This window comes from Haladaptatus sp. QDMS2 (assembly GCF_029338295.1).
Classification (GTDB): Archaea; Halobacteriota; Halobacteria; order Halobacteriales; family Halococcaceae; genus QDMS2.
The window spans coordinates 1,722,034-1,745,072 of sequence record NZ_CP119791.1; the positions used below are offsets into that span (position 1 = coordinate 1,722,034).

A 23,039-nucleotide genomic window follows, 5' to 3' on the forward strand; every position below is an offset into this window, starting at 1 on the left:
CGACCGGTAAACGCTTTCCGAACCCCCGTTCCAGCGGCTGGTTTCGCCACGTTTTAGCGCGTCGCGTCGCTACGAACGGTAATGCTCGGCCTGCCGGATGCCACGATTGCGGCCGTGGCTGCCCTCCTCGTGACGCTCAGTTTTCCGTTCTACCTCTACGGCGCGTGGATAATGATCGACGCAGAAGAGGTGACGTGGGGCGTTCTCACCTACCACCTCAAATTCATCTTCGTCGGGCTTACGCTGAACACCGTCCCCGTCGTGTTCTGGATGGTTCCCCGCCTGTTCGAACAGTTCGACGGCTTCGCCGCGTTTCACGCCTTTCTCGGCCTGCAAGCCTACGCGATGCTTCTCTTTGCGCTCACGGGTATCGTCCGCATCTTCCAGGCGAAGTACAAACACAACCTCTACCACGACTACGACGAGAACGTGTTGCTCTCTGAAATCGGCTCGGAGAAGATGGACTTCTGGCGTAAACGCCTTCGAATCGGCGTCTTCGGCTACGTGATATTCTGGATTTTCGCGTGGGTTGTCGGGATGGCTCGGTTCGTCACGAAGTACCAGTTCTTCTGAGTGGTCCGGTTCACACCCCGTCCGCGAGCGTCAATCCGAGGTAGGAACCGGCGACCATGATGAGAAACTGCTCTACAGCCTCACGCGGCGTTCCGATTGGAAAAATTTCGAAGAGAGTGAGGTCCACGACGAGCGCCACGAGTGAGACGACACAGACGAACCCGAACCGCCGCAGGCTGACCCACTCGGAGGCGAGCACCCGCGCTGGTACTGACATGGATGAGTAGTTAGCCGGTTGACATGGACCGGGAAAACGGTTCTGACTTACCAGGGTTCGCCCTTTGCCAAATCGACTTCCCGATCGATTTTCGAGGATGGACAGATGTCTTCGAGCACACACTCCTCACAGTCCGGATTGATGGCCGTACACGTTGCCCGGCCGTGACTGATGAGCAGGTGGGTGAAGTTCTGCCAGTCCTCGCGGGGGATGATGGGCATGAGGTCCTGTTCGATGTTCTTCGGACTCTTTTCCTCGGTGAGGCCGAGACGTCGTGAGATGCGCTGGACGTGGGTGTCCACGACGATGCCCTCCACGATGTCGTGGCCGTGCTGGAGGACGACGTTCGCGGTTTTCCGCCCGACGCCTGCCAGGTCGGTCAGTTCCGACATCGTGTCTGGAACCTTCCCGTCGTGAAGTTCCAGAATGTCCGCACACGCACTGCGGATGTACTTCGCCTTGTTGTTGTAGTAGGTGATAGAGGAGATGTCGTCTGCGAGTTCTTCCTGGTCTGCGTTGGCGTAGTCCTCGGCGGAATCGTACTTTGCGAACAACTCGCGGGTGACCTTGTTCACCCGTTCGTCGGTACACTGCGCAGAGAGCATGACCGCAATCAGGAGTTCGAGTCGGTTCGAGTAGCGAAGCGAAATCGTCGTGTCGGGGAACTCCTCGTAGAGGCGGTCTAAGACCTCTTCGGCCTGTTCCTCGCGCGACGAAAGCGGCGTTCCCATGCCCGAGGAGAACGCCCAAAAACAATTGAGTGATTCGGTTTTGTCACCAGAGCACCGCCGGCCAGACGAACATGAACAGGAGCATGATGAGCCCCGTAAGGACCGCCGTCATCACGACGTTCAACACGATGCCGGCTTTCATCATGTGTTCTTGTTTCATGTGCCCCGACCCGAACACGATGGCGTTCGGCGGGGTGGCCACCGGGAGCGCGAACGCGAACGAGGCTGCGATGGCCCCGCTCACCGCGAGGAAGATGGCTGCCTCCGGTTTCGCCACGCCGAGCGTCCCCGCGAATACGCCCCCGAGGGCGATGAGGATGGGGACGATGATGGCGGAAGTGGCGGTGTTCGAGGTCATCTCCGTGAGGAAAATGACGAGCAAGACGATGGCCCCGATGACGATGAGGATGTTCGTGCCGACGAGTTCGTTGAAGATGCCGCTGACAATCCACTCCGTTGCGCCCGTGTCTGCGAACGCCCCAGCGAGCGCAATCCCGCCGCCGAACAGGAGGATGGTCCCCCAGTCGATGTCCACGATGTCGTCCCAGTCGACGGTGTCCGCGAGGACGAGCGCCGGGATGGCGTAGAGACCGACCATCACGTAGTAGAGCAGCCCCTGGTGGCCCTCGACGCCGAAGATGGTCATGCCCTCACCGCCGAAGAGCGTGGTGAACACGGCCGGTGGCAGGAGGGGTTCGAACAGCAGGTCGAGGCCGCCGAGCACCCACAGGAACGCCGTTGTGCCGAAAATCCACGCGACGCGGCGGCCGCGAGTCGAGAGTGCGCCTTCCTCTGCGAGATACTCCGCTGCCTTGCGGCGTGCGGCGCTCACGTCTTCGACTTCCGGCGGATAGAGATGGAAGGTGAGGAGGTACCAGACGAGCGGCAGCGTCACGAAGACGATTGGAATGCCGATGACGAGCCAGTCGAAGAAGGTGATTTCGTAGCCGAGCAGTTCCTTCAATTGCCCGGCGACGATGGCGTTCGGCGGCGTGCCGATAAGGGTGCCAACCCCGCCGACGCTGGCGGCGTAAGCCGTCCCGAGCAGCGTGGAAATTTGCATATTTGAGAAGGCCTTCGCGTCGTCGGTCTGCTCCTGAATCTCCTCGCGGCCGATGACCTGGGTGAGGACACCGACCGCGATTGGCGTCATCATCGCCGTCGTCGCCGTGTTCGACACCCACATCGAGAGGAATGCCGTGGCGAGCATGATGGCGAGAATCAACAACCGGGCAGAAGAGCCCATCTTCGCCATGAGCCAGAGCGCGATGCGCCGGTCGATATTGTACTTCTGGAGCGCGTTCGCGAGCATGAACCCGGCGATGAACAGGAAGATGAGGTGGTCTGCGAAGCCTTCCAGTGCCGGGTCGATGTCGTTGTAGACGCCGAAGGCGGTGAGCAACACCGGAATCGACAGCGCCGTCACGGGGAGTGGCAGCGCCCCAGTAATCCAGAGCGATCCCGCGAAGAACATGGTCGCGATGGCGTATTGCCCGCGGATGGTCAGCCCTTCGGGATTCGGGGCGAGCGCGATGAGCGCCGTCCCGAGGACAGCGATGCCAAACAACGTGACGCGTCTGCGCGAGGCGTTAGCACCCGATTGTATCATTGATACACCGCCTCATACCAAACAATGATATTTAACAATTGTCTTACGGAGTTACACGATAGTCGTAAAACTAACTAATCGCTGCTGATACGTCAACAAATGTGTGGAGAAAAACAATCAGAAGTTCGACGTGAGTGCGCGAATCTGATCTGCGGACAATTCCGTGCTGTACAGCGAAAACAGGGCTTCGCGCCGAGAGCACGAGAGTCCTCGACTCCCGCCTTCGAGCATCGAGACGTGCGCCTGGAGCAGGTCGTCTACGCGCCGCTCCACCTCGCGTTGCTCGAATCCCGCCGCCGTCCGCAGGAGTCGCCACGCCAGTGGCGAGATTTCGTCGACATCGACGCCGCCCTCCTCGGCCCCTCGCATTGGTGGAACTCGCACAACCTGACGCAAAACAGTTACGTATCAGTCAGGTCACCGCGGACGACAGAGCGGAGGAATTAAGCGCGCTTCTCCCACCTCACGAAGTATGAAAGCGACGGCGAAAGCCCACCCGATTCAGGGGCTCGTCAAGTACCACGGGATGCGAGACGAGGAACTCAGACTCCCGTATCACGACAGTATCAGCCTCTGTACCGCCCCGAGCCACACGAAGACGACCGTCGAATTCGACGACTCGTTAGACGCGGATCGCTTCCGCGTGGACGGCGAGGACATCACCGGGCGCGGCGCAGAGCGCATCGAACAGGTCGTAGACCACGTTCGGTCGCTCGCCGGTATCGACACCCGCGTGCGCTTCGAGAGCGAGAACAACTTCCCGAGCAACGTCGGCTTTGGCTCCTCCTCTTCGGGATTTGCCGCCGCCGCGCTCGCCGCCTGCGAAGCTGCCGGCCTCGACATGACCCTCCCCGAAATTTCGGCAGTCGCCCGCCGTGGCTCCTCCTCCGCTGCCCGCGCCGTCACGGGCGGCTTCTCCCACCTCCGGACGGGCCTCAACGACGAGGACTGTCGCTCAGAGCGCATCGAATCCGACTTAGAAGGCGAAGTGGCCATCATCGCCGCGCTCGTCCCGGCCTATAAGGAGACCGAAGAAGCGCACAAGGAAGCCGCAGACAGCCACATGTTCGACGCGCGGATGGCCCACATCCACGGCCAAATCGCCGAGATGCGCGACGCCCTGCGCGCGGCTGACTTCGACCGCGTGTTCGAGACGGCAGAACACGACTCGCTGTCGCTCACCGCGACGACGATGACCGGCCCCGCGGGCTGGGTCTACTGGAAGCCGGACACACTCCGCGTGTTCGAAACCGTCCGCGAACTTCGCGACGACGGCGTCCCCGTCTACTTCTCGACCGACACGGGCGCGAGCGTCTACGTGAACACCAAACCCGAATACGCAGACCGCGTCGAGGAGGCCATCGCCGCCCTCGACATCGAGACGCACGTCTGGGAAATCGGCGGCCCGGCCCGCATTCTCGACGAATCCGAAGCCCTGTTCTAGCATTTTTGCGTCTGGGGGTTCTACAGGACGTATGCGCGTCCTCGTCCTCGGCGCCGGCTACGCCGGCCTGACCCTCGCCTATCGTCTCGAGCGCTCACTGCCCGACCACGCGGAGCTTGCGCTCGTAGACGACACTGGCACCCACCTCATCCAGCACGAACTCCACCGCGTGATTCGTCGCCCCGCGCTCGCGGAAGCCATAACCATCGACCTCGCCGACATCTTCGACCGTGCGACGGTCGTCACCGACCGCGTGTCCCACGTCGATACCGAGGCAAAGCGCGTCGAACTCGAAGCCGGAGAGAGCCTCGACTACGACCTGTGTGCCGTCTGTCTCGGCGCGGAGACTGCCTACTACGGCCTTCCGGGGCTCGAAGAACACGCGACGCCGCTCAAAACCGTCGGCGACGCGACGACGATTCACGACACGTTCGTCGAAAGCGCCGACGACGACGGCCACGTCCTCGTCTGTGGGGCGGGTCTCTCGGGGATTCAGGCGGCGGGTGAACTCGCCGCGCTCGCCGCAGAACGCGGCTGGGAGCCGAAGATTCGACTGCTCGAACAGGCCCACAGCATTGCTCCCGGTTTCCCCGAGAACTTCCGGGTGGCGGTTCGAGACGCGCTCACGAGCGAGGGCGTCATCATCGAAACCGAGACCACGGTCACGAGCGCGGACGACGACGAGGTTCATCTGGAAGACGGGTCGATGGCCTACGACCAGTTGCTCTGGACCGGCGGTATCGCGGGTCCCGAGGCGCTTTCGGGCGAGCGTCGCCGCGTCCGAAGTACGATGGAAGTCGCAGACGGGACCTTCGTGGTCGGCGATGCGGCGGACGTTATCGACGCGGACGGCCAGCAGGTGCCCGCGAGCGCTCAGTCGGCTATCCGCGAGGCGCGCGCCGTCGCAAAGAGCATCGAACGACTGGCGACCCGCGACACCGCAGACGGATTCGCGCCGCGACTTGAGGCGTTTCGCTTCGACTCACCGGGGTGGATCGTCACCGTCGGCGAACAGACCGTCGCGCAGGTTGGACCGACAATTTTCACGGGAACGCCGGCCCTCGCGCTCAAGGCGTCGATTGGCGCGGGCTACCTGACGCAGGTCGGCGCGGTACAGTCGGCAATCGACCTCGTCCGGTCGGAATTTGCCGACTAAAAAGGGGCCGCTCAGACGCCGGGAATGCCGATGGCGCTGAGCGAGATGATATTAAGCGTGCCGAGGATGAACAGCACGACGGTGGCGGTCACCCAGGCGACGAGCGCGATGGCGATTGCGTTCACCCAGCCGCCCGGATACCGCCAGTTGACCACGGCGATGTAGGCAATGAGCGCGAGCAACGTCCCGATAAGCGGGAGGAAACTCAAAACCGCCCACACGACGGCCCCGATGAGCGCCGTGATGACCGCTTGGCCGTAGTCGTCTACGTCGGTAATGACCCTCGCACCGACGTAAATGCCAAATCCACCGACGAGCAGGCTGACGACGAACAGGATGACCGAATCGATGAGCGCCATACGTATCGTACGTTCGTCGCAGCAGTATATATTCATTGGCCAACTGACGTATCCTCTCGCCGATGGTCGGTTCCGCCATCCCAACCGTAAACTGCGTGGCGACCACAGGGCCTGTATGTCCGAAATCAACAGACAGTTTCGCCTCGCGAGTCGACCGACCGGAGAACCCGACCTGGACGACTTCGACCTCGTCGAATCCGAGGTTCCGACGCCCGAGCACGGCGAAGTGCTCGTCAAAACCTGTTATCTCTCCGTCGACCCGTACATGCGCGGTCGAATGCGTGACGCAGACTCGTATGCCGAACCGTGGGACGTCGGCGACGTGATGAAAGCCGGCGTCGTCGGCGAAGTCGTCGAATCGAACCACGACCAGTTCGCGGAAGGCGACATCGTCGCTGGGAACCTCAACTGGGCCGAGTACGCCACCGCAAAGGGCCACCAGCTTACCGCCGTGAATCCCGAGCACGCGCCAATCTCGACGGCCCTCGGCGTCCTCGGGATGCCCGGTCGGACCGCCTACTTCGGCCTCCTCGAAGTCGCAGAGCCAAAACCCGGCGACACCGTCGTCGTCTCCGGCGCAGCAGGCGCGGTGGGTTCGGTCGTCGGCCAACTGGCGCAACTCGCCGGCTGTCGCGTCGTCGGCTTCGCTGGCAGCGACGAAAAGACGGCGTGGCTCACCGAAGACCTCGGGTTCGACGCCGCCATCAACTACAAAACGACCGATTCGCTCGACGCGGCGCTCACAGAAGCGGCTCCCGAGGGTGTGGACGTGTACTACGACAACGTCGGCGGCCCGATTACGGACGCCGTGATGCGCCAGTTGAACGTCGATGCACGCGTCGCTGTCTGCGGCCAGATTTCGCAGTACAACGCGACCGAGCCACCGCAGGGACCGCGAAAGTTCGGCCAACTCATCGTGAGTCGGGCGCGCGTTGAAGGCTTCCTCGTCCGCGACTTCGAATCCCAGTACGAAGAAGCGACCGAGCGCCTCGCCTCCTGGGTTGCTTCGGGCGACATCGAATACCGCGAGTCCGTCGTCGAGGGCTTCGAAAACGCACCCGAGGCCTTCCTCGGGCTGTTCTCGGGTGACAACATCGGAAAACAGCTCGTGAAGGTCGCAGAGCCGTCACTCACAGCGTGAAAACAGGTGAGGACGGAGTGAGTCAGTCGGAGGGTGCGACCGGAGGAAGTCGCAGGCTGACACTCGCCGTAATGGACGCTTTCTTTTTCAGAGGAACCGCTGGCCGAGAGCCGTGATGCCGAAGGCGGCGACCGTGAGGACGCTCAGCAGGTAGCTCGACAGGAGCGCCGCTGGAACGAGGCTCAGGGAAATCGCGCCGAGGAGGAGGGCGCTCACGGACGAGAGGCCGAGGTAGTAGTTCGACCACGCGAGGTCGTCGTCGTTCGCGTCGGCCTCTGCGTCCTCGGCCTCGCCTACGTGTTCCGAACGGTCCTGCGTTGCCGGAGTCTCGGTCGGATTCGCCGTTTCGATGAACGGGTACAGCTGGTCTGCGTGGTTCGTCGGGGTGACGATCCCGCGGCTCTGGTTGTACTCGATGACGCCGGAGTCGTCAAGCTTGGGGAGGTGGGTCTGGTAGAGCGCGATGTACACGCGCTGGCGCTCGTCAGAGTGGAGCTGCTGGACCGTCGTGTCGTTCTCCCACGCGGCCACCTGCTCTGCCACGTCACGCATGCGGACGCTGTCCTCGTCCGATTGCGCGAGGTACCGGAGTACCGCACGTCGGCGTTCGTTCTGCAGTAGGTGGAAGATGTCATCCTGCGTGAGTGGTTCGACTGTGGGTTCCGAGTCCGCGTGGGGTTCGGATTGCACGTTCGCGGTTGGGGAGTCGGTGCTTGCCGTCATCACAACTTCGAGAAGAGAGGGGGAGACAATAAAGGGGGCCTGTGGTTTCGACCCGTTTCGAGAAGTTTCAGACCGTTTCAATCGGTTCACGTATTGCGGTTAAACGGAATTGAACGATCCGTGCGTGGTGCTGTCAAACAGGTTCGGAATCCGGAGTCACACCGATTTAATTTCGATTCAGTTACATTTGAACACAGTCGGGATTGCGGCGGCATCTTAGGTCCCTATATTGTGTCTTATCCACACCGGTGTTGTTCGTGTATGCACCCCTCCACCTAGGGTGTATAAAGACAGGAACGTGGGGGTTACCGCGACGCGGTAACTCCCCGCTGGGCTGCTCCGATGAGGAGCAGGGCGAAGAACGCCACGACGAGCCACTGGCCTGTCTGTGAGCTGAGCGCTTCCGCGACCATGCCCAGCAGATTCGCACCAACGGCTTGACCCAAGGCGAACAGGAGCAGGACGAAACCGATGAGGACGACGCCTACGCGGATCGCGGTGTTCGCGAACCACGACGCCTGCGACGTCTGGGCCGGTTGCTGGCCCTGCTGGCCTGCACCCTGCTGGGTGCCGCCCTGTTGTGTTGCACTCTGCTGATTCGAGCGCTGTTGTCCGGAATTATGCCGGGAGTTTGTTCCTGATTGGGGCATTGTGGGTCACCCCAGATAGCCCATAGAACAGTACCCTTGTTATTATACGGCGGCTAAGCGGCGAGAAATCAACGGCTTAGAGCAGTTTAGGGGGCCAACACGCCGCGCGGGGGTCGGTTACCCACCACCGAGCCCAGAGAGCGCCCACCGGTAGACGAACCCGACGCCGACGGAGATGGCGTAACTCGCGAGAACGAACGGTGCCCAGAACACGTAGAACTCGAACGTCGGGAACAGCGCCTTGCCGAGCGCAGACCCGATAGTGAGAATGAGATAGCCGGGAAGCGCGAGCGGCGTCATCCACTCGGTGTTCCACGCGCCGAGCGCGAGTGGCACGACGAGGAAGAAGAACACAGCCAGGACTACCGGACCGGCGAACACGCGTTTTAGTTCCATCTCAATCACCGTTAATCCGTTCGATACCGTGTCGTTCGAGTAGTTCCGCCGCCGCGCGCGTCGTCCACGCGGTGCGCGTGGGCAGGTCGAGCAGGAAACTCGTCGATTCGACGACGTACGCGGGCGTGCCCAGGTCCTGACCGACCTTATTCGCGATGAGGGGGCCGGATTCGGGCATCGGACCGCCCGAGTGATATTTGTGGAGGGGCATGTACCACGGAACCACCTCGTCGTTCAATAGCTCTGCGACCGCCCGTGCGTGTTGCTGGGCGTCGCCCGCCGCCGACGGGAAGATAGCCTGCCCGACGTAGCCGGGCTGGACGCCGTAGATGCCGAGCGAGCGGTGGAGGTCCATGAACACGTCCGGGTCGTGGCGCTCGATTTCGGCCCAGAGTCCGCGTGCCAGTTTGGATTCGGGTTCCTCCCCGGGCGGAAACAGGCGGTTCAGGTCGCCGCCGGTTCCCTCACGGGTTCCTCGCTCGATCGCGACGACGTTCACACGCGGGACGACGACGAGCGTCCCACGGGCGATGTCCCAGGACGCGACGTTCTCGGCCGCCCGAAGCCCGGAAGTTTCGTCCCCGTGGACACCTCCGGTGACCATCGCCGTCGGGCCCGGTTCGGAGCCCTCGATGACGTGAACGGTCGTGGCGTGGTCCGTGTCCGGCAGGAGGGTGTACGTTTCACGGGTTGCCGTAGCAAAATCACTGTGCTCGCCGGTCGCTGGCGCGCTGCCCGCGACTGCAAGCGCAAGAGCAGCGACTGACCGGGAGAGCACGGTGCGACGTTTCATCGGTGTCTGGTTTGCACGTGACGACTAAACTTATGTGGCCGGTAAGCGGTGGAACACGCACGAACTTGCATAGTAAATATAAATCCCTGGGGTGACAATTAATTCCATGGACGAGTGGGTTGAAAACCGGACAATCGGTGAGGGGCGCCAGTATCGCGTCGCAATCGTCGAATCTCCAGACGCCTTCGGTATCGCGATACAGACCCGTGACGACCCGGCTGACGCGTTCAGCGAACGCATCGTCCTCAACCCCGCAGAAACGGAATCGTTCATGGAGTTTTTAGAACAGGGCGTCGGCGTCGCCCGATATCGCGCTCTCGCAGAAGTCGTCGGCCCCGACGCTCTCGACCTCTACAAACGCGGTGAGATAACCGCCGACGAACTGGTCGAGAACTTCGGCAACGAAGTTCAACGAGAAGTAAACGACAGCTAACTCGTCCGTTCTATCACCTCGATTCGATTCCCGAACGGGTCGCGGAAGGAAAACCGCTCGCGGCCCGGAATCGGCGTCTCTTCTTGAATGACCACGTCGTGTGCTTCGAGTCCCTCCCGCACCGCCAGGAGGTTCGCAACTTCGAGCGCGACGTGCTGTTTCGAGCGCTGGTCGTGGGAGGCTTCGACGCCGAGGTGGAGTTCTATCTCGCCCGCACGAAACCAACACCCACCGTTTTGCTGGAGGGAGGCTGGCTTCGGAATCTGTTCGAATCCGAGGATGCCGCCGTAGAATTTTCGGGCTTCGGGTTCTGTGCCCGGTGGAATCGGAAGCTGAACGTGGTCAATGCGAGACCAGGAAATCATTGGTCACTGAGGGTGCTGATGGCTGAAAACGGTGGCTGTTCGTGAATGGAGGATTTCGACGTGTAACGCGAGACGAGTCCTGCGGCTCACGTGTTTGTGAGCCGCAAAAAATGACGAGCGCTGAGAGATTTGAACTCCCGACAACTTGGTCCGAAGCCAAGCACTCTGTCCAGGCTGAGCTAAGCGCCCTCATCCGATTATTCCATGCGGTCTATGTTAAACCCCGCGATTTTCCCCGCGGGATTCGCGCCTTTTATCCTCCCCCCGACGACAGTTTGCCCATGTCGATGGGAGACCGCGTCCGTGGCCTGCTGGAACTCACTCGCCCGGTCAACGCCGTCGCAGCGGGTGTGCTGACGTTCATCGGTGCGTTCGTCGCGGGCGGCGCGTTCGACCTGCCGGTTCCCACGGCCGCAGCGGTAGGAGCGACCATCTTCGCCACGGGCGCGGGCAACGCCATCAACGACTACTTCGACCGGGAAATCGACCGCATCAACCAGCCCGAGCGGGCCATTCCCCGTGGAGCCGTCACGCCGCGTGAGGCACTCGTCTTCAGCGTCGCGCTGTTCGCGGCCGCGGTCGTCCTCGCGCTGTTGCTCCCGGTTGCGGCAATCACCATCGCGGTGGTGAACCTCGTCGCGCTCGTCGCGTACACGAAGTTGTTCAAAGGACTCCCCGGCGCGGGCAATCTGGTCGTGGCGTATCTCGGCGGGAGCACGTTCCTGTTCGGCGGCGCAGCAGTCGGCGTCCTCAACGAGGCCGTCATCGTCCTGTTCGCGCTCGCGGCCATCTCGACGCTGACCCGGGAAATCGTAAAGGACGTAGAGGACATCGCCGGAGACCGCGAAGAGGGATTACACACGCTCCCGATTGCGATTGGAGAACGAAACGCGCTCGTCCTCGGCGTCGCGCTGCTGGTGGTCGCCGTCGCTGCGAGTCCCGCGCCGTATCTCCAGCAAACCTTCGGCCTCGCCTACCTGCTCGTTGTCGTCCCGGCTGACCTCGTAATGCTCTACGCCGGATACGAGAGTTTTCACGACCCGACCGCCAGCCAGTCACACCTGAAAGTGGGCATGTTCCTCGCCGCGTTCGCCTTCATCGCCGGGCGAATCGGTGTCATTCTCTGACTGTCGTGGCAGTATATGGGTTTATGAGGGTGTATCGCATTGACCTGTGTAGATGCGCAGGTGTGAACGGGACGTTCACGGACCGCGTTCATCGACGATAGTTTCTCGTGGGTTCGGGGGCGACGATGTATAATCTCGGACCACGACTTGACGGGCACTCGGTGAACCCGGGCTCGAACATCCTCATTACAGGGCCGCCACTCTCCGGAAAGCGACAGCTCGCGCTCAACATCCTCAGTCAGGGCATCGAAGACGAGGAGGGCGCAATCGTCGTCTCCACGAAGGAGAGCGGCGAACGAATCAAACAGGAGTACGAGGCGACCCACGGGCCCGTCGGCGACCGCCCGCTCGGCATCGTCGATTGCGTGACCAAACATCAGGGCCTTGGCCCTGCGACCGAGAGTCAGACGCTCAAATTCGCCTCCTCACCCGGAGACATGACCGGCATCGGAATCAAGCTCTCAGAGATTCTCGAACACTTCTACCGCGACCGGAACGTCCAGCACAATCGGGTGTTGCTTCACTCGCTTTCGACGCTGGTCATCTACTCGAACCTCCAGACTGTGTTTCGCTTCCTGCACGTGTTCACCGGGCGAACCCAGAGCGCGGACGCCCTCGGAATCTACATCCTCGAATCGACGGCCCACGACGAGAAGGCGCTGAGCACGCTCGCCCAGTTGTTCGACGGAGTCATCGAAACCACCCAGGAGGCGGAGACGGTTCGGCTCAAGGGGTCGGTTGCTTAATCCGCCACTGAATGCAGGCAAATCGCACACCTGCGGTACGCTTTTCCGACGCGATTTCATCTGTAGCGGTATGCCAGTCGAGACGGACGCGGAGCTCCGTGAGATACTCGGACTCGAGACGATCGCCGTCGTCGGGTGTTCATCTACACCCGGCAAAGACGCCCACAACATCCCTCGCTACATGCTGAACCACGGGTACACCATCATTCCGGTGAACCCGTACGCCGAGGAAATCTTCGGCATGGAACCCTACGATTCACTCGCCGAGGTCGAAGAAGAAATCGACATGGTGGACGTGTTTCGCCCCTCGGACGAGGTTGCCGGCATCGTCGATGCCGCCATCGAACGCGGCGACGTGAAGGTCATCTGGACGCAACTCGGCATCCGCGACGACGAGGCGGCAAAAAGGGCAGAAGAGTCGGGAATGCGAGTCGTACAGGACCGCTGTCTGAAAGTCGAACACGCCCGGTTGCTCTAGGACGCTCGCGCGGTCAGTTTTCCCACTCGTCGAAGGACCGATAGATACCCTTCGAGAGGTAGCGCTCGCTCGAATCGGGGAAGATAGTGACGACCGAGTTGTGGGGTGCATCGACGTCACCAAACTCGATTTTTCGCGCGAGTCGGAGTGACGCGACGCTCGCCGCGCCCGCACTCGACGCCACGAGGTGGCCCTCCTCGCGGGCGAGACGTTTGAGTTCGTCGTGGGCGTCCCGGTCTGCAACCTGCTCGACGCTGTCGACGATGTCCGGGTCGAACAGTTCGTTCGTCGCGACGTTGTGCGTCCCGATACCCTCGATTTTGTACTCGGCCTCTGGGACGTCCTTGCCCTTCGTCGTCGAGTAGAGCGACCCCTCCGGTTCGACGGCGCAGATGTGCGTGTCGGGATTCTGTTCGAGCGCGTAGCGGGCGATGCCCATGAGCGTCCCGGCGGTTCCACACCCGGCGACGATTGCGCCGACCGCACCGTCCAGCGCGTCGAAGATTTCCGGGGCGGTCAACTCGTAGTGCGCCTCGGCGTTGAGCGGGTTCGCGAACTGCTGGGGGACGACGGCATCGTCGAGTTCGTCAGCAAGTTCGTGAGCGCGGTCGATGGCTCCACCCATGCCGTCCTCCGTCGGCGTGTTGATGATTTCTGCGCCAAGGGCGGTCATGAGCTGCTGTTTCTCGACACTGAAGCGTTCGGGGACGACGAAAATCGCGTCCAGTCCGAGTTGTCCCGCGGCGATGGCAAGGCCGATGCCCGTGTTCCCGGCTGTCGGTTCGATGACCGTCCCGCCTGGCGAGAGTTCGCCGCGTTCGAGCATCTGCTCTAACATGTAGAGCCCGATGCGGTCTTTCACGCTCGCGCCCGGGTTGAACGATTCGAGTTTCGCGTAGACGGGAACCGTATCGGGCGAGGCGTGGACACGGACGAGCGGGGTTTCGCCGATGGTGTCAAGAACCGAGTCGAGGGGTTCTCGGTGCGAGGTCATACCCGGTGGTTCGCGGCCCACCAGTTAAAGCGGCAGGTTTTACCAGTCAGTTCGTGCCGTCGGTCGGCGTTTCGGCGGCCGGTTCTGCATCCGATGCCGCCGATTCAGCGACCGTCTTCTCTTCCTCTTCGACGGCGGCCTCCGCGAGCAGTTCGTCCACGTCGAGGCCCTGTTTCTCCGCCAACGCGGCGAGAATGACCTGCTGGCGCTCGATAGTCGCTTCCATCGAATCGACCTTCTCGCCGGTCGTCTCGACCTGCGCCCGGAGCGCCTGAATCTGCTCGCGCAATTCGTTCAGCCGTCGGTAGAGTTCCTCTGCTGTGTCCGCAACCTTCTGGAGTTTCTTTGCAGTTCCGCCAAGTCCCATGCCCGGGCGTTTGGGGCGAGGCTACGTGTGCGTTGCGGCTTTCGCTGGCTTACTCGTCGGGGTAGGACTCAAGCGGAAGCCGGTCGAGACCAACTGTGTCGTAGTCTTTTTCACTGGACAATACTGCTCCACCTCCGGTCGCAGCCATCCCGGCGTGAAGTGCATCGAACGGCGTCATGTGGTGCTCCTCAAGAAAGCTTGCAGCGGCGAGAACCGCTTCTTCGTGTTCCACAGGTCGAATCGGTACCAATTCGAGAAGGTTTGCGATTGCACGTGGGGCATCAATCTCGTAGGCTGACTGTTCCCGGTCGTAGAAGAGCACCAGTACCTCTGCATAGGCTAAGATTGACGTGTGAATGTCTTCTCGGTCATCGAGCGCTTGAAGAGCCGACGCTTGGAGCCAGTCTTCGTCCTTGATGAGTGCCGTCAGAAAATCCGTTTCGACGTACACTGGTCAGTCCTTTCGCCCTTTGGAACGCGTTTTTTCCTCTGCTTGTACCTCTTCGTCGATGCACTTTCGCGCAGTCTTTTTCAATTGACCCGCATCCTCGCCTTCGAAGGCGTCACCGACCGCCTCGCGGATCCCTTGAAGTGGGTCGTCATCGACAGGGAACAGCGCGACGTGGCTTGGGAGTTCGACAATGCGGTACTTGTCTCCGAATCGTTCGCGCACGGCTTTTGGGAGGTAGATGCGACCGCGCTCGTCGGTGGATTTCGACATCCTTGTACAGAGTACTACGGGAAAATATTAAAAATTTCCCACGGGTTCGAAAATACTCCCGTACCAATCTGTTTTCGGTCAGGGACACTTCGAAGTGCGTATCAATTTGCCCAAATCGAACGCGTGTCGCTAGAACGGGGCGTTTAATTCGATTCCCCGACAACTCCCGGCAATGGCAGAGGAACCGACCGTCAGTACCCCCGCCCCCGTGCTCGGTATCGTGGCAGATGTCGCCGTCCTCGTGGCGATAGTTGTCCCCTATCTCATCGTCCCGGAGAGCGCCTACTCCGGACTCACAGTGTACTACACGAGCGGCCTCGCCGGGGTGTTCGGCGCGGCCGGGTTCGCACTCGTCACGCTCATCGCGTTCGCTGCGGGCTACAAGAACCGCACCGAGCCGGTGACCGTCGCCGGGGCGACCATCGCGCTCGGCGTGTTCATGGTCGTGCTCACGTTGCTGTGGGCGCTCGCGGTTCCCGCGGACGTGATTGGAAGCATCGCCACGCTCGAGAGTTCGCTTGCAGCCACGTTGATGGAGAATCATCGTTGGCTCATCCTCCTGTTCTCGCTCGGCGTCCCCGCGAGCGGGGTGTGGTATGCCCGCGCCCTCAAGTTGTTTTAACGCAGGGGAGTCGAAAGGCCCTTAAGCCGCAACCGGATATCTGGTAACTGGACTAGGTCGGGCAGTTAGGCCCTGCTCGTCACCCACGCTATGGTCTTTAGTGGGGACCGAACAGCGGGCGCGTCCGGTCAGACCGGCACGGGCCCCGGGAGCCAACGTAGAAGCCTCGTCCTTCGGGGACAGCGGTCCACCGGCGAACGTCTGCAGGGACGTCACGCCGTGGTTAATCGCGAGCAACCCGTCAGGCGCGGAAGCGAGCAGCGAACTCGCGGACACCTGTCGCTCGAAGGGGTGCGGGGTGGAGGCGGCAACCGGGATTCCCCGTGCCGGAACGCCGGGCAAGCCCGTCCGTCCGCATTCATATCTCATTCACGTTTTTGAGCCGTGGCTGTGGTCCTGCTTTCCAATATCTGCACAGCGCAACCGCTCATCACGCGATAAACCGAAAGAACTAGTCGGTTACAGAGATTCGAGGAGAAAGCCCACGACTTCAGTCGTTGGAGGAAGTCAGTGTTCGACTGCGCCGAAGTCAGAGCCGTCCTGGAGCATGACCGTTCCAGAGAGGTCGCGCTGTGGGTACGGAATCTCGATTCCCTCGGCGTCGAACCGTTTCTTGACGTTCGTGACGTACTCCCCACGCGTCTTCACGAAGTCGGCGCGACTCGGATTGTCGATCCAGATGCGCGACTGGAGGCCGACGTAGGAGTCCGCGAGTTCCGTGAGCCGGACGGATGGCTCCGGGTTGGCCATGATACCCTCGTGTTTCTCTGCTTCCTCCATGATAATCTTCGTCGCGAGGTCAATGTCGTCGTCGTAGCCGATGCCGAAGACGAACTTGAGGCGGAGTTTGCTCTTCGCGACGGGGTTCTTGATGACCCCGTCGGTCAGCGTTGAGTTCGGGACGGTGAGCAGTTCGTTGTCGAAGGTGCGCACTCGGCTGACCCGGAGGCTGATGTCTTCGACGATGCCCGAATAGCTGTCCCACTCGATCCAGTCGCCGATGCGGAACGGCTTGTCCGTGTAGATGAAGATGCCCGCGACGAAGTTCTTGATGACGTCCTGCATCGCGAACCCGATGGCGAGCGTCGCGGCCGCCGCGATGGTTGCGAGCGAGGTGAGCAGGTTTCCGAACCCAGCTGCCGCGAACGCCGCAAAGAGCGCGAGGAAGAAGATGAGAATTGCCACAACGCGGGCGAGTGGCTTTCTCGCGTGGTCGTCGAGACCCCGGCGCTTTACCAGTCGCTCGAAAATCGGGGTGAGGATGACCTGCCCGATGAGGAAGACGACGAGGAACGCGCCGATGAAGAAAACGATTTGTGCCGCATACTGGCCGTAGGTGTTCCCAAGTAGTTCGTTAAAAATTGGAATCTCTGGTGCCATCTAGTGGAACACCGCTGTGTTCCCGCGCGTGTCTACCACCTCAGCGCCTGCTTGTTCGGCGAGTGCCGCTGCCATCTCTTCGACGGTCGTCCCCGCTTGCGAAGAGCGGTGGAACTTCACCTTCACCAGTTTGCGGTCCTGGAGCTGGTCTTTCAGTTCTTCTAAGACGGCGTTCGGGCCGGCCTTGCCGACCCACACGGTTACGTCCACGTCGTGAGCTTCTTTCCGCAGTTCGTGATTGCTCATTAGCTTATGGGCTCTATTGACCGAAGCTATGTGAATATTGAGGTATGAAAGTCGCTTACCGGTACGCTACACCGGGACACACTCACCTAAGAAAGTTGTCAGTACGGGTAGCGTCCGATGTGGCCACAGTCACACGCGATGACGACGTGGCCGTCCCGTAATCTCACGCGCGCGTTGCGCCCGGGGACAAGATACGTATCACACGCGGGACAGGTGTAGCGTTTGAACTCCCGAGGGAGTCGGAGGCGATTTCGCTCTGCGATGCGACGAGCGAGGCGCACGTATTCGCGCGCTCGGTCCTCGTGACCTGCTTTGACGGCGTCTCTCGAAAGGTCGTGCAAGCGCGCAATCCGCTCTTCGGCAATCGATGTCATGTACGGAAACGAGGGGTGGGGTGGGGGGTTTCCGGGGCCGAACACAAAGGAAAGAAAAGCTCCTGTGTTGCCCCAAGCGAAGAAATTCCGTGTTATGTATAAATAGATTCCGATTGAGAGAGGAATCGACAGTCACGACCGCAACAGTTAATCGACTTCCGTGGGTCGGTTTTGCTGTGCGCGCGCTCAACTATCTCGAACTGGAGTCCGCCCTCGCCCGAAGCGGCATCGGGACGGCGACCGACCAGCAACGCGCAGCCCTCGCAGAGACCGAGGTCGAGGTCATCACCAGCCCCTGGGTCGGTGGCGACCTCGCGCGCGGGGTGCGGAGCGCGCTCTACGGTGGGCCGCTGCTCGAATCGGTGGACCTCGTCCACTTGAACACCATCGGCCCCGTCTCGCTCGCGCTCGCGAGGCGCGCGAAGTCCCAGGGTGTACCGCTCATCCTCCACGCCCACACGACGGGCGAAGACTTCGCGGAGAGTTTCCGCGGCTCGACGCTCGCCGCCCCAGTGCTCGCGCGGTACCTCAAGTGGTATTACTCACAAGCTGACCTCGTGCTCTGCCCGAGTGAGTTCACGAGAGGAATCCTCGAATCGTACCCCGTGAACGCCCCAATTCGGCCGGTCACGAACGGGGTGGACATCGACGCGCTCTCGGGTCACGACCAGCTTCGTGAGGAATACCGCGACCGCTACGACCTGGAGGGGATGGTCGTCTTCGCCGTCGGCAGCGTCTTCGAGCGAAAGGGCCTGACCACCTTCTGTGAACTCGCCCAGGAGACCGACTACGACTTCGCCTGGTTCGGCACCTACGACACTGGCCCGCAGGCGAGCGAAACCGTCACGCGGTGGGTGACCGACCCACCTGAAAACGTCACTTTCACCGGGTGGGTGGACGACATTCGCGGCGCGTACGGCGCGGGCGACGTCTACCTGTTCCCGACCAAAAACGAGAATCAGGGCATCGCCGTCTTAGAAGCGATGGCCTGTGGGAAGGTCGTCGTCCTCAGTGACATTCCCGTGTTCAACGAGTTCTACACCGACGGCGAGGACTGCCTCATGTGCTCGACACAGGCGGAGTTCCGCGAGGCTCTTGACAGGTTGTCGAACAACCCCGAACTCAGAGAAAAACTCGGTGAGAACGCCAGACAGACCGCTGCGGAGCACGGTCTGGACCGCGTCGGAGACGAGCTGCTTTCAATCTACCGTGATGTCACAAACCATTAAGTCTCGCCTGAACAAGGGTGTCGAATGATGCCCCGGGTCGCCGCGTTCACCGACACCTACCTGCCGACGGTAAATGGTGTCACCTACACCGTAAAGACGTGGCGTGAGCGGTGGCAAGCACGGGGCGGTCGAATGGACATCGTCTTCCCGCGTGCGAGTGGCTACAGCCCCGAACAGGGCGAGTACGCGGTTCGGAGCCTCCCGTTTCCGTTTTACGACGGCTTCTACCTCGGTACGCCGTCGGTTCCGGCGGCCGTCGAAGACGTGGATATCGTCCACGCGCACACGCCGTTCGCACTCGGCCTCGGTGCGCTCAGACTGGCCCGCGACCTCGAGGCCCCGTTCATCACGTCCTATCACACGCCGACGAGCGAGTACGCAGAGTATCTCGCCCAGCGTGAGTTTCTCTCGAACGGTCTCGGCCGAATCGCCGAATCCTACGAACGCTGGTTCTTCGGGCAGGCGAACACCGTCCTCGTCCCGAGCAAGGACACCAAACGTCACCTCACTGACGGAGTGGGCATCGAGACGCGCGTCGAAGTCGTGCCGAACGGCGTGGACATCGAAACCTTCCGTCCCACCGATGGCGAGGAGTTTCGCCGAAAACACGACATCGACGAGGACCGCCTGCTCGTCGGCTACACCGGTCGCCACGGCTTCGAGAAGTCGCTCGGTTCGATTCTCGACGCAGTTGCGGACCTCGACTACGACGTGACGGTGGTGTTCGGCGGCGACGGCCCCGCCCGCGAGACGCTCGAAGCGCGCGCCGCGGACATGGCCATGGACATTCGATTCCTCGGCTTCCTCGACCGTGAGGACCTGCCCGCCTTCTACGCGGCCCTCGACGTGTTCGCCTTCCCGAGTCCGGTCGAGACGCAGGGCATCGTCGCACTCGAAGCCAACGCCGCAGGAACACCAGTGGTGGCGGTGAACGCCGGTGCACTCGCGGACACCGTCGTCGACGGCGAGAACGGCTACCACTTCGAACCGGGGGACATCGCGGGGTTCAGAGACGGCATCGAGCGCGCACTCGCGAACCGCGAGGCGCTGAGCAAAAATTGTGTTGCTCGCCGCGACGAGATTAGCGTCGAGGCGGCGGTCGACCAACTGCTAGATATCTACGAGCGCGAACTCGCTCAGTACTCGTAGAAGCCCTTCCCCGTCTTCTTGCCGAGGTCGCCGGCGTCGACTTTGCGCTTCAGGAGATACGCCGGCTTGTAGCGTTCGCCGAGTTCCTCGAACAGCGTCTCGGTCGCGTGCAGGCAGATGTCGAGGCCGATGTGGTCTGCGAGTTCGAGGGGGCCCATCGGGACGTTCGTCCCGAGTTTCATTCCCTTGTCGATGTCTTCTTTCGTGCCGACACCCTCGTCGTAAGCCCGAATACCCTCGTTGAGCCACGGCATGAGAATGCGGTTGGTGACGAAGCCGGGTTTGTCGTCGGATTCCCACGTTTCCTTGCCAAGTTTTTCGGAGAGGTCGTGGGCGAGTTGGCCAACGTCGGGGGCGGTCTTCTCACCGATGACGACCTCGACGCCCTTCATGATGGGGACGGGGTTCATGAAGTGGAGGCCGACGACCATCTCTGGGCGTTCGGTCGCGCTCGCGATGGTCGTAATCGAGAGCGTACTCGTGTTCGTCGCGAGGACGACGTCTTCGGGCATGAGGTCGTCTAAGTCGGCGAAGATGTCCTGTTTGACCTCCATGTTCTCGACGGCGGCCTCGACGATGAGGTCACACGCAGCGAGGTCGTCGAACTCGGTGGTGCCGGTGATGCGTTCGAGTGTGGCCGTCTTCTCGTCTTCGCTGAGTTTCTCCTTCGAGACGAAGCGACTGAGCGAGTCGTCGATGGCCCCCATGCCACGTTCGACGAACTCGTCTTTGATATCGCGCATCACGACGTCGTACCCGGCCGCCGCGGCGACCTGTGCGATGCCGTTGCCCATCGTTCCCGCGCCAATCACGCCAATCGTGTCGATGTCGTCCATGCCGCGCATACGAGAACGACTCTCGGGAGGGGGTGTAAACGTGCCGGAGTCACAGGGGGTGACTCGCCTGAGCCGGCAGCAATCTCCCCGAATGACATGGTTTATAACACCGGGATGGACTACGATAACTCATGGCAATGCGAGGGTCGCGCGACCAGTTTCCCGTCCATCGGCAGGTGCCGTTCGACACCGAAACCGCCCATCGATTGAGCTGTGAACTCGGCGAATATCTCACGACACAGCCGCCTGCAGAACCCCTCGCTACCGTTCGCGACGATGCGGGCCGCGCCGTGACGGTGTACGCCCTGACCGAACACTCGTGTGTGGTCAGGTTCAGAACGTCCGTTGGGCATCTGCGATTTTTCGAGGTGCCGCGAGCGGACGTTTCGACCACCATCGACCAGCTTCGACAGCGTGGCTGGCAGCCAGTCGATTCCGGCGCGTAGGGGTGTGGGTCGTGGACATACGGCACAATCCGACCCAATAGACTATTAAGCAAAGTCGCCACAGTCTTAGGCGTATGATTCCGGTTGACGACTCCCCAATTACCCGGGATGGAAAGTCACTCATTCTCGCGTACGACCACGGTCTCGAACACGGTCCGGTGGACTTCACCGACGTTCCAGAGCGGATGGACCCAGAGACGGTGTTCGACATCGCGACCCACGACGCAGTAAGTGCCTTCGCCGTCCAGAAAGGTCTCGCAGAAGCCTACTACCCATCGTACGAGGACGACGTGAACCTTCTCGTCAAGATGAACGGGACGTCCAACCTCTGGATGGGCGAGCCAGACTCGCCGGTTAACTGCTCTGTGGACTACGCCGCAGAAATCGGCGCAGACGCCGTTGGCTTTACCGTCTACAGTGGTTCGAACCACGAAGTCGAGATGTTCGAAGAGTTCCGCGACGTTCAGGAGAAGGCCCGCGAGTACGACCTCCCGGTCGTCATGTGGTCCTACCCACGCGGTCAGGGGCTCAAAAACGACACCTCGCCGAACACCATCGCCTACGCCGCCCGCATCGCCCACGAAATCGGCGCGGACATTGCGAAGGTCAAGTACCCCGGCAGTCAAGACGCCATGGAACTCGCCGTCACGGCCGCAGGCGCGACGAAAGTCGTCATGAGCGGCGGGTCGAAGACCTCCGACGAGGAGTTCCTGAACACGGTCAACTCCGCGATGAACGCCGGCGCGACGGGGCTCGCCGTGGGCCGCAACGTCTGGCAGCGCGAAGAACCAGAACACATCTTAGACGCCCTTGGCGACCTCATCTACGAAGGCAAGTCGGTCGACGCCGCACTCGAATGAGCACGCTCGACCGCATCATCGACACCGTCGCCGAGACGGCCCCCGACATCCGCGAGGGGCTGACCGGGCGGCGCACCTACGAAGAAGAGGAAAATCCGTCCGGGGAGGCCCAACTCGCGGCCGACCTCTACGCGGACGAACTCCTCAGTGAGCGGCTGCTCTCACTCGACGGTGTCGCGACCTACGCCTCGGAAGAACGCGACGACATCGACGGGAACCCAGACGACGACGACGGCTTCCACCTCGCGTGTGACCCGCTCGACGGGTCCTCGAACCTGAAGTCCAACAACTCGATGGGGACGATTCTCGGCGTCTACGACGCACCCATCCCCGCGAGCGGACGGGACCTCGTCGCGGCCGCCTACGTCCTCTTTGGGCCCATCACGACGATGGTCGTCGCCCGTGACGGCGCGGTGACCGAGTACGTCATCGAAGACGGTGGCAAGCGCGTCGTCAAAGACGACCTGACGCTACCCGACGACCCCGTCACCTACGGCTTTGGCGGGCGCGTCCCCGAGTGGACGCCCGCGTTCACCGAGTTCGCCCGAGAAATCGAGCAGGAACTCAAACTGCGCTACGGCGGCGCGATGATCGGCGACGTGAATCAGGTGCTCACCTACGGGGGCATCTTCGCCTACCCGAGCCTGCAGTCGCGTCCCGAGGGGAAACTTCGCCTCCAGTTCGAGGGGAACCCCATTGCCTACATCGTCGAAGCTGCGGGTGGCCGCTCATCCGATGGCAGCCAGTCGCTGCTCGACGTGGAAGCGACCGAACTCCACCAGCGAGTGCCGGTTCACGTCGGCAATTCTCGCCTCATCGACCGGCTCGAAGCCGCACTCGCCGACTGAGGGGCGTATAACCCTCATCAATTTTC

The 23,039-nt window shown here is 61.7% G+C and carries 32 protein-coding genes, 1 tRNA gene and 1 other RNA gene; 15 read left to right on the forward strand and 19 right to left on the reverse strand.

From position 1 onward, the window contains the following. The first annotated feature begins 81 nt into the window (after positions 1–81). Positions 82–573, forward strand: coding sequence for a hypothetical protein (locus P1M51_RS09370; RefSeq protein ID WP_276247939.1), 492 nt, complete (start codon positions 82–84; stop codon positions 571–573). A gap of 10 nt (positions 574–583) precedes the next feature. On the opposite strand, the gene P1M51_RS09375 is transcribed toward P1M51_RS09370, so the two are convergent. The 4 genes from P1M51_RS09375 to P1M51_RS09390 all read right to left on the reverse strand — a co-directional run bounded on the left by P1M51_RS09375 (position 584) and on the right by P1M51_RS09390 (position 3,499). Next, positions 584–790: a hypothetical protein gene (locus P1M51_RS09375; RefSeq protein ID WP_276247940.1), complete on the reverse strand. Its 207-nt coding sequence runs from the start codon at positions 788–790 to the stop codon at positions 584–586. Between the two features lie 47 nt (positions 791–837). Next, positions 838–1,521: an endonuclease III gene (gene nth / locus P1M51_RS09380; protein WP_276247941.1), complete on the reverse strand. Its 684-nt coding sequence runs from the start codon at positions 1,519–1,521 to the stop codon at positions 838–840. 43 nt (positions 1,522–1,564) lie between these two features. Continuing rightward, positions 1,565–3,130, reverse strand: coding sequence for a DASS family sodium-coupled anion symporter (locus tag P1M51_RS09385; protein ID WP_276247942.1), 1,566 nt, complete (start codon positions 3,128–3,130; stop codon positions 1,565–1,567). A gap of 117 nt (positions 3,131–3,247) precedes the next feature. Continuing rightward, on the reverse strand, positions 3,248–3,499 hold the full coding sequence (locus P1M51_RS09390) for a hypothetical protein (RefSeq protein ID WP_276247943.1): 252 nt from the start codon (positions 3,497–3,499) through the stop codon (positions 3,248–3,250). A gap of 103 nt (positions 3,500–3,602) precedes the next feature. Between P1M51_RS09390 and mvaD the strand changes: the two genes are divergently transcribed. Further along, positions 3,603–4,574 carry a phosphomevalonate decarboxylase MvaD gene (mvaD, locus tag P1M51_RS09395; RefSeq protein WP_276274415.1) on the forward strand — a complete coding sequence of 324 codons (972 nt, stop codon included), beginning with the start codon at positions 3,603–3,605 and terminating at the stop codon, positions 4,572–4,574. Positions 4,575–4,605: 31 nt separating this feature from the next. Then, a complete protein-coding gene (locus P1M51_RS09400) occupies positions 4,606–5,730 on the forward strand; it encodes an NAD(P)/FAD-dependent oxidoreductase (RefSeq protein WP_276247945.1) in 1,125 nt (374 codons plus the stop codon). A gap of 11 nt (positions 5,731–5,741) precedes the next feature. Here the strand turns inward: P1M51_RS09400 and P1M51_RS09405 are convergent, their stop codons facing one another. Next, entirely contained in the window at positions 5,742–6,089 is a 348-nt protein-coding gene (locus P1M51_RS09405; protein ID WP_276247946.1) for a hypothetical protein, read from the reverse strand. Positions 6,090–6,204: 115 nt separating this feature from the next. On the opposite strand from P1M51_RS09405, the gene P1M51_RS09410 reads away from it, so the two are divergent. After that, positions 6,205–7,230 carry an NADP-dependent oxidoreductase gene (locus tag P1M51_RS09410; protein ID WP_276247947.1) on the forward strand — a complete coding sequence of 342 codons (1,026 nt, stop codon included), beginning with the start codon at positions 6,205–6,207 and terminating at the stop codon, positions 7,228–7,230. Between the two features lie 87 nt (positions 7,231–7,317). Here the strand turns inward: P1M51_RS09410 and P1M51_RS09415 are convergent, their stop codons facing one another. The 4 genes from P1M51_RS09415 to P1M51_RS09430 all read right to left on the reverse strand — a co-directional run bounded on the left by P1M51_RS09415 (position 7,318) and on the right by P1M51_RS09430 (position 9,792). After that, positions 7,318–7,953 carry a hypothetical protein gene (locus P1M51_RS09415; protein ID WP_276274416.1) on the reverse strand — a complete coding sequence of 212 codons (636 nt, stop codon included), beginning with the start codon at positions 7,951–7,953 and terminating at the stop codon, positions 7,318–7,320. A gap of 305 nt (positions 7,954–8,258) precedes the next feature. After that, a complete protein-coding gene (locus P1M51_RS09420) occupies positions 8,259–8,603 on the reverse strand; it encodes a hypothetical protein (RefSeq protein WP_276247949.1) in 345 nt (114 codons plus the stop codon). A 117-nt stretch (positions 8,604–8,720) separates the two neighbouring features. Then, positions 8,721–8,999 carry a hypothetical protein gene (locus P1M51_RS09425; RefSeq protein WP_276274417.1) on the reverse strand — a complete coding sequence of 93 codons (279 nt, stop codon included), beginning with the start codon at positions 8,997–8,999 and terminating at the stop codon, positions 8,721–8,723. Position 9,000: 1 nt separating this feature from the next. Further along, entirely contained in the window at positions 9,001–9,792 is a 792-nt protein-coding gene (locus P1M51_RS09430) for a succinylglutamate desuccinylase/aspartoacylase family protein (RefSeq protein WP_276274418.1), read from the reverse strand. A 106-nt stretch (positions 9,793–9,898) separates the two neighbouring features. On the opposite strand from P1M51_RS09430, the gene P1M51_RS09435 reads away from it, so the two are divergent. Then, a complete protein-coding gene (locus tag P1M51_RS09435) occupies positions 9,899–10,225 on the forward strand; it encodes a hypothetical protein (protein ID WP_276274419.1) in 327 nt (108 codons plus the stop codon). Here the strand turns inward: P1M51_RS09435 and P1M51_RS09440 are convergent. Both P1M51_RS09440 and P1M51_RS09445 read right to left on the reverse strand, forming a co-directional pair. After that, positions 10,222–10,590 carry a VOC family protein gene (locus P1M51_RS09440; protein WP_276274420.1) on the reverse strand — a complete coding sequence of 123 codons (369 nt, stop codon included), beginning with the start codon at positions 10,588–10,590 and terminating at the stop codon, positions 10,222–10,224. The two genes, P1M51_RS09435 and P1M51_RS09440, sit on opposite strands and share 4 nt — an antisense overlap. Before the next feature lie 114 nt (positions 10,591–10,704). Beyond that, positions 10,705–10,779 (reverse strand) — tRNA-Arg (locus P1M51_RS09445). Between the two features lie 92 nt (positions 10,780–10,871). On the opposite strand from P1M51_RS09445, the gene P1M51_RS09450 reads away from it, so the two are divergent. From P1M51_RS09450 to P1M51_RS09460, 3 genes are all read left to right on the forward strand, one after another. Next, entirely contained in the window at positions 10,872–11,717 is an 846-nt protein-coding gene (locus P1M51_RS09450) for a geranylgeranylglycerol-phosphate geranylgeranyltransferase (protein ID WP_276247954.1), read from the forward strand. A 125-nt stretch (positions 11,718–11,842) separates the two neighbouring features. Then, on the forward strand, positions 11,843–12,463 hold the full coding sequence (locus P1M51_RS09455; RefSeq protein ID WP_276274421.1) for a recombinase RecA: 621 nt from the start codon (positions 11,843–11,845) through the stop codon (positions 12,461–12,463). A gap of 70 nt (positions 12,464–12,533) precedes the next feature. Then, positions 12,534–12,941 (forward strand): CoA-binding protein, encoded by a 408-nt coding sequence (locus P1M51_RS09460; RefSeq protein WP_276247956.1) that lies wholly within the window; start codon positions 12,534–12,536, stop codon positions 12,939–12,941. Positions 12,942–12,954: 13 nt separating this feature from the next. On the opposite strand, the gene P1M51_RS09465 is transcribed toward P1M51_RS09460, so the two are convergent. From P1M51_RS09465 to P1M51_RS09480, 4 genes are read right to left on the reverse strand one after another with little or no spacing between them, the layout of a single operon-like run. Beyond that, positions 12,955–13,935 carry a PLP-dependent cysteine synthase family protein gene (locus P1M51_RS09465; RefSeq protein WP_276274422.1) on the reverse strand — a complete coding sequence of 327 codons (981 nt, stop codon included), beginning with the start codon at positions 13,933–13,935 and terminating at the stop codon, positions 12,955–12,957. Positions 13,936–13,981: 46 nt separating this feature from the next. Then, on the reverse strand, positions 13,982–14,302 hold the full coding sequence (locus tag P1M51_RS09470) for a DUF5798 family protein (protein WP_276247958.1): 321 nt from the start codon (positions 14,300–14,302) through the stop codon (positions 13,982–13,984). A gap of 49 nt (positions 14,303–14,351) precedes the next feature. Beyond that, a complete protein-coding gene (locus P1M51_RS09475) occupies positions 14,352–14,753 on the reverse strand; it encodes a PIN domain-containing protein (protein WP_276247959.1) in 402 nt (133 codons plus the stop codon). Positions 14,754–14,756: 3 nt separating this feature from the next. Beyond that, a complete protein-coding gene (locus P1M51_RS09480; protein ID WP_276247960.1) occupies positions 14,757–15,023 on the reverse strand; it encodes an AbrB/MazE/SpoVT family DNA-binding domain-containing protein in 267 nt (88 codons plus the stop codon). Positions 15,024–15,195: 172 nt separating this feature from the next. On the opposite strand from P1M51_RS09480, the gene P1M51_RS09485 reads away from it, so the two are divergent. Beyond that, complete coding sequence (locus tag P1M51_RS09485; protein ID WP_276247961.1) at positions 15,196–15,645, forward strand: hypothetical protein; 450 nt, start codon at positions 15,196–15,198, stop codon at positions 15,643–15,645. A gap of 45 nt (positions 15,646–15,690) precedes the next feature. Beyond that, an RNA gene (gene ffs / locus P1M51_RS09490) (signal recognition particle sRNA) lies at positions 15,691–16,003 on the forward strand. A 149-nt stretch (positions 16,004–16,152) separates the two neighbouring features. Here ffs and P1M51_RS09495 read toward each other — a convergent pair. The 3 genes from P1M51_RS09495 to P1M51_RS09505 all read right to left on the reverse strand — a co-directional run bounded on the left by P1M51_RS09495 (position 16,153) and on the right by P1M51_RS09505 (position 17,645). After that, complete coding sequence (locus P1M51_RS09495; RefSeq protein WP_276247962.1) at positions 16,153–17,025, reverse strand: mechanosensitive ion channel family protein; 873 nt, start codon at positions 17,023–17,025, stop codon at positions 16,153–16,155. Continuing rightward, positions 17,026–17,271 (reverse strand): YhbY family RNA-binding protein, encoded by a 246-nt coding sequence (locus tag P1M51_RS09500; protein ID WP_276247963.1) that lies wholly within the window; start codon positions 17,269–17,271, stop codon positions 17,026–17,028. It lies immediately after the preceding gene. 98 nt (positions 17,272–17,369) lie between these two features. After that, on the reverse strand, positions 17,370–17,645 hold the full coding sequence (locus P1M51_RS09505) for a ribonuclease P protein component 4 (RefSeq protein ID WP_276274423.1): 276 nt from the start codon (positions 17,643–17,645) through the stop codon (positions 17,370–17,372). Positions 17,646–17,821: 176 nt separating this feature from the next. Here P1M51_RS09505 and P1M51_RS09510 point away from each other — a divergent pair, with 176 nt between their 5' ends. Then, entirely contained in the window at positions 17,822–18,874 is a 1,053-nt protein-coding gene (locus P1M51_RS09510) for a glycosyltransferase family 4 protein (protein WP_276247965.1), read from the forward strand. Positions 18,875–18,901: 27 nt separating this feature from the next. Continuing rightward, on the forward strand, positions 18,902–20,023 hold the full coding sequence (locus P1M51_RS09515) for a glycosyltransferase (protein WP_369685100.1): 1,122 nt from the start codon (positions 18,902–18,904) through the stop codon (positions 20,021–20,023). On the opposite strand, the gene P1M51_RS09520 is transcribed toward P1M51_RS09515, so the two are convergent. Continuing rightward, positions 20,011–20,868, reverse strand: a complete 858-nt coding sequence (locus P1M51_RS09520) for a 3-hydroxyacyl-CoA dehydrogenase family protein (protein WP_276247967.1) — start codon at positions 20,866–20,868, stop codon at positions 20,011–20,013. The two genes, P1M51_RS09515 and P1M51_RS09520, sit on opposite strands and share 13 nt — an antisense overlap. 122 nt (positions 20,869–20,990) lie before the next feature. Here P1M51_RS09520 and P1M51_RS09525 point away from each other — a divergent pair, with 122 nt between their 5' ends. The 3 genes from P1M51_RS09525 to P1M51_RS09535 all read left to right on the forward strand — a co-directional run bounded on the left by P1M51_RS09525 (position 20,991) and on the right by P1M51_RS09535 (position 23,013). After that, positions 20,991–21,305: a hypothetical protein gene (locus P1M51_RS09525; RefSeq protein WP_276274424.1), complete on the forward strand. Its 315-nt coding sequence runs from the start codon at positions 20,991–20,993 to the stop codon at positions 21,303–21,305. A gap of 74 nt (positions 21,306–21,379) precedes the next feature. Next, positions 21,380–22,165 (forward strand): class I fructose-bisphosphate aldolase, encoded by a 786-nt coding sequence (locus P1M51_RS09530; protein WP_276247969.1) that lies wholly within the window; start codon positions 21,380–21,382, stop codon positions 22,163–22,165. Further along, on the forward strand, positions 22,162–23,013 hold the full coding sequence (locus P1M51_RS09535; protein WP_276274425.1) for a class 1 fructose-bisphosphatase: 852 nt from the start codon (positions 22,162–22,164) through the stop codon (positions 23,011–23,013). Before P1M51_RS09530 ends, P1M51_RS09535 begins: the two co-directional genes overlap by 4 nt. Positions 23,014–23,039 lie beyond the last annotated feature (26 nt).

Coding starts and splice junctions, on each gene's coding strand:
- P1M51_RS09370 (WP_276247939.1), top strand. CDS start 82: ATGCTCGGCCTGCCGGATGCCACGATTGCGGCCGTGGCTGCCCTCCTC.
- P1M51_RS09375 (WP_276247940.1), bottom strand. CDS start 790: ATGTCAGTACCAGCGCGGGTGCTCGCCTCCGAGTGGGTCAGCCTGCGG.
- nth (WP_276247941.1), bottom strand. CDS start 1,521: ATGGGAACGCCGCTTTCGTCGCGCGAGGAACAGGCCGAAGAGGTCTTA.
- P1M51_RS09385 (WP_276247942.1), bottom strand. CDS start 3,130: ATGATACAATCGGGTGCTAACGCCTCGCGCAGACGCGTCACGTTGTTT.
- P1M51_RS09390 (WP_276247943.1), bottom strand. CDS start 3,499: ATGCGAGGGGCCGAGGAGGGCGGCGTCGATGTCGACGAAATCTCGCCA.
- mvaD (WP_276274415.1), top strand. CDS start 3,603: ATGAAAGCGACGGCGAAAGCCCACCCGATTCAGGGGCTCGTCAAGTAC.
- P1M51_RS09400 (WP_276247945.1), top strand. CDS start 4,606: ATGCGCGTCCTCGTCCTCGGCGCCGGCTACGCCGGCCTGACCCTCGCC.
- P1M51_RS09405 (WP_276247946.1), bottom strand. CDS start 6,089: ATGGCGCTCATCGATTCGGTCATCCTGTTCGTCGTCAGCCTGCTCGTC.
- P1M51_RS09410 (WP_276247947.1), top strand. CDS start 6,205: ATGTCCGAAATCAACAGACAGTTTCGCCTCGCGAGTCGACCGACCGGA.
- P1M51_RS09415 (WP_276274416.1), bottom strand. CDS start 7,953: ATGACGGCAAGCACCGACTCCCCAACCGCGAACGTGCAATCCGAACCC.
- P1M51_RS09420 (WP_276247949.1), bottom strand. CDS start 8,603: ATGCCCCAATCAGGAACAAACTCCCGGCATAATTCCGGACAACAGCGC.
- P1M51_RS09425 (WP_276274417.1), bottom strand. CDS start 8,999: ATGGAACTAAAACGCGTGTTCGCCGGTCCGGTAGTCCTGGCTGTGTTC.
- P1M51_RS09430 (WP_276274418.1), bottom strand. CDS start 9,792: ATGAAACGTCGCACCGTGCTCTCCCGGTCAGTCGCTGCTCTTGCGCTT.
- P1M51_RS09435 (WP_276274419.1), top strand. CDS start 9,899: ATGGACGAGTGGGTTGAAAACCGGACAATCGGTGAGGGGCGCCAGTAT.
- P1M51_RS09440 (WP_276274420.1), bottom strand. CDS start 10,590: ATGATTTCCTGGTCTCGCATTGACCACGTTCAGCTTCCGATTCCACCG.
- P1M51_RS09450 (WP_276247954.1), top strand. CDS start 10,872: ATGTCGATGGGAGACCGCGTCCGTGGCCTGCTGGAACTCACTCGCCCG.
- P1M51_RS09455 (WP_276274421.1), top strand. CDS start 11,843: ATGTATAATCTCGGACCACGACTTGACGGGCACTCGGTGAACCCGGGC.
- P1M51_RS09460 (WP_276247956.1), top strand. CDS start 12,534: ATGCCAGTCGAGACGGACGCGGAGCTCCGTGAGATACTCGGACTCGAG.
- P1M51_RS09465 (WP_276274422.1), bottom strand. CDS start 13,935: ATGACCTCGCACCGAGAACCCCTCGACTCGGTTCTTGACACCATCGGC.
- P1M51_RS09470 (WP_276247958.1), bottom strand. CDS start 14,302: ATGGGACTTGGCGGAACTGCAAAGAAACTCCAGAAGGTTGCGGACACA.
- P1M51_RS09480 (WP_276247960.1), bottom strand. CDS start 15,023: ATGTCGAAATCCACCGACGAGCGCGGTCGCATCTACCTCCCAAAAGCC.
- P1M51_RS09485 (WP_276247961.1), top strand. CDS start 15,196: ATGGCAGAGGAACCGACCGTCAGTACCCCCGCCCCCGTGCTCGGTATC.
- P1M51_RS09495 (WP_276247962.1), bottom strand. CDS start 17,025: ATGGCACCAGAGATTCCAATTTTTAACGAACTACTTGGGAACACCTAC.
- P1M51_RS09500 (WP_276247963.1), bottom strand. CDS start 17,271: ATGAGCAATCACGAACTGCGGAAAGAAGCTCACGACGTGGACGTAACC.
- P1M51_RS09505 (WP_276274423.1), bottom strand. CDS start 17,645: ATGACATCGATTGCCGAAGAGCGGATTGCGCGCTTGCACGACCTTTCG.
- P1M51_RS09515 (WP_369685100.1), top strand. CDS start 18,902: ATGCCCCGGGTCGCCGCGTTCACCGACACCTACCTGCCGACGGTAAAT.
- P1M51_RS09520 (WP_276247967.1), bottom strand. CDS start 20,868: ATGCGCGGCATGGACGACATCGACACGATTGGCGTGATTGGCGCGGGA.
- P1M51_RS09525 (WP_276274424.1), top strand. CDS start 20,991: ATGGCAATGCGAGGGTCGCGCGACCAGTTTCCCGTCCATCGGCAGGTG.
- P1M51_RS09530 (WP_276247969.1), top strand. CDS start 21,380: ATGATTCCGGTTGACGACTCCCCAATTACCCGGGATGGAAAGTCACTC.
- P1M51_RS09535 (WP_276274425.1), top strand. CDS start 22,162: ATGAGCACGCTCGACCGCATCATCGACACCGTCGCCGAGACGGCCCCC.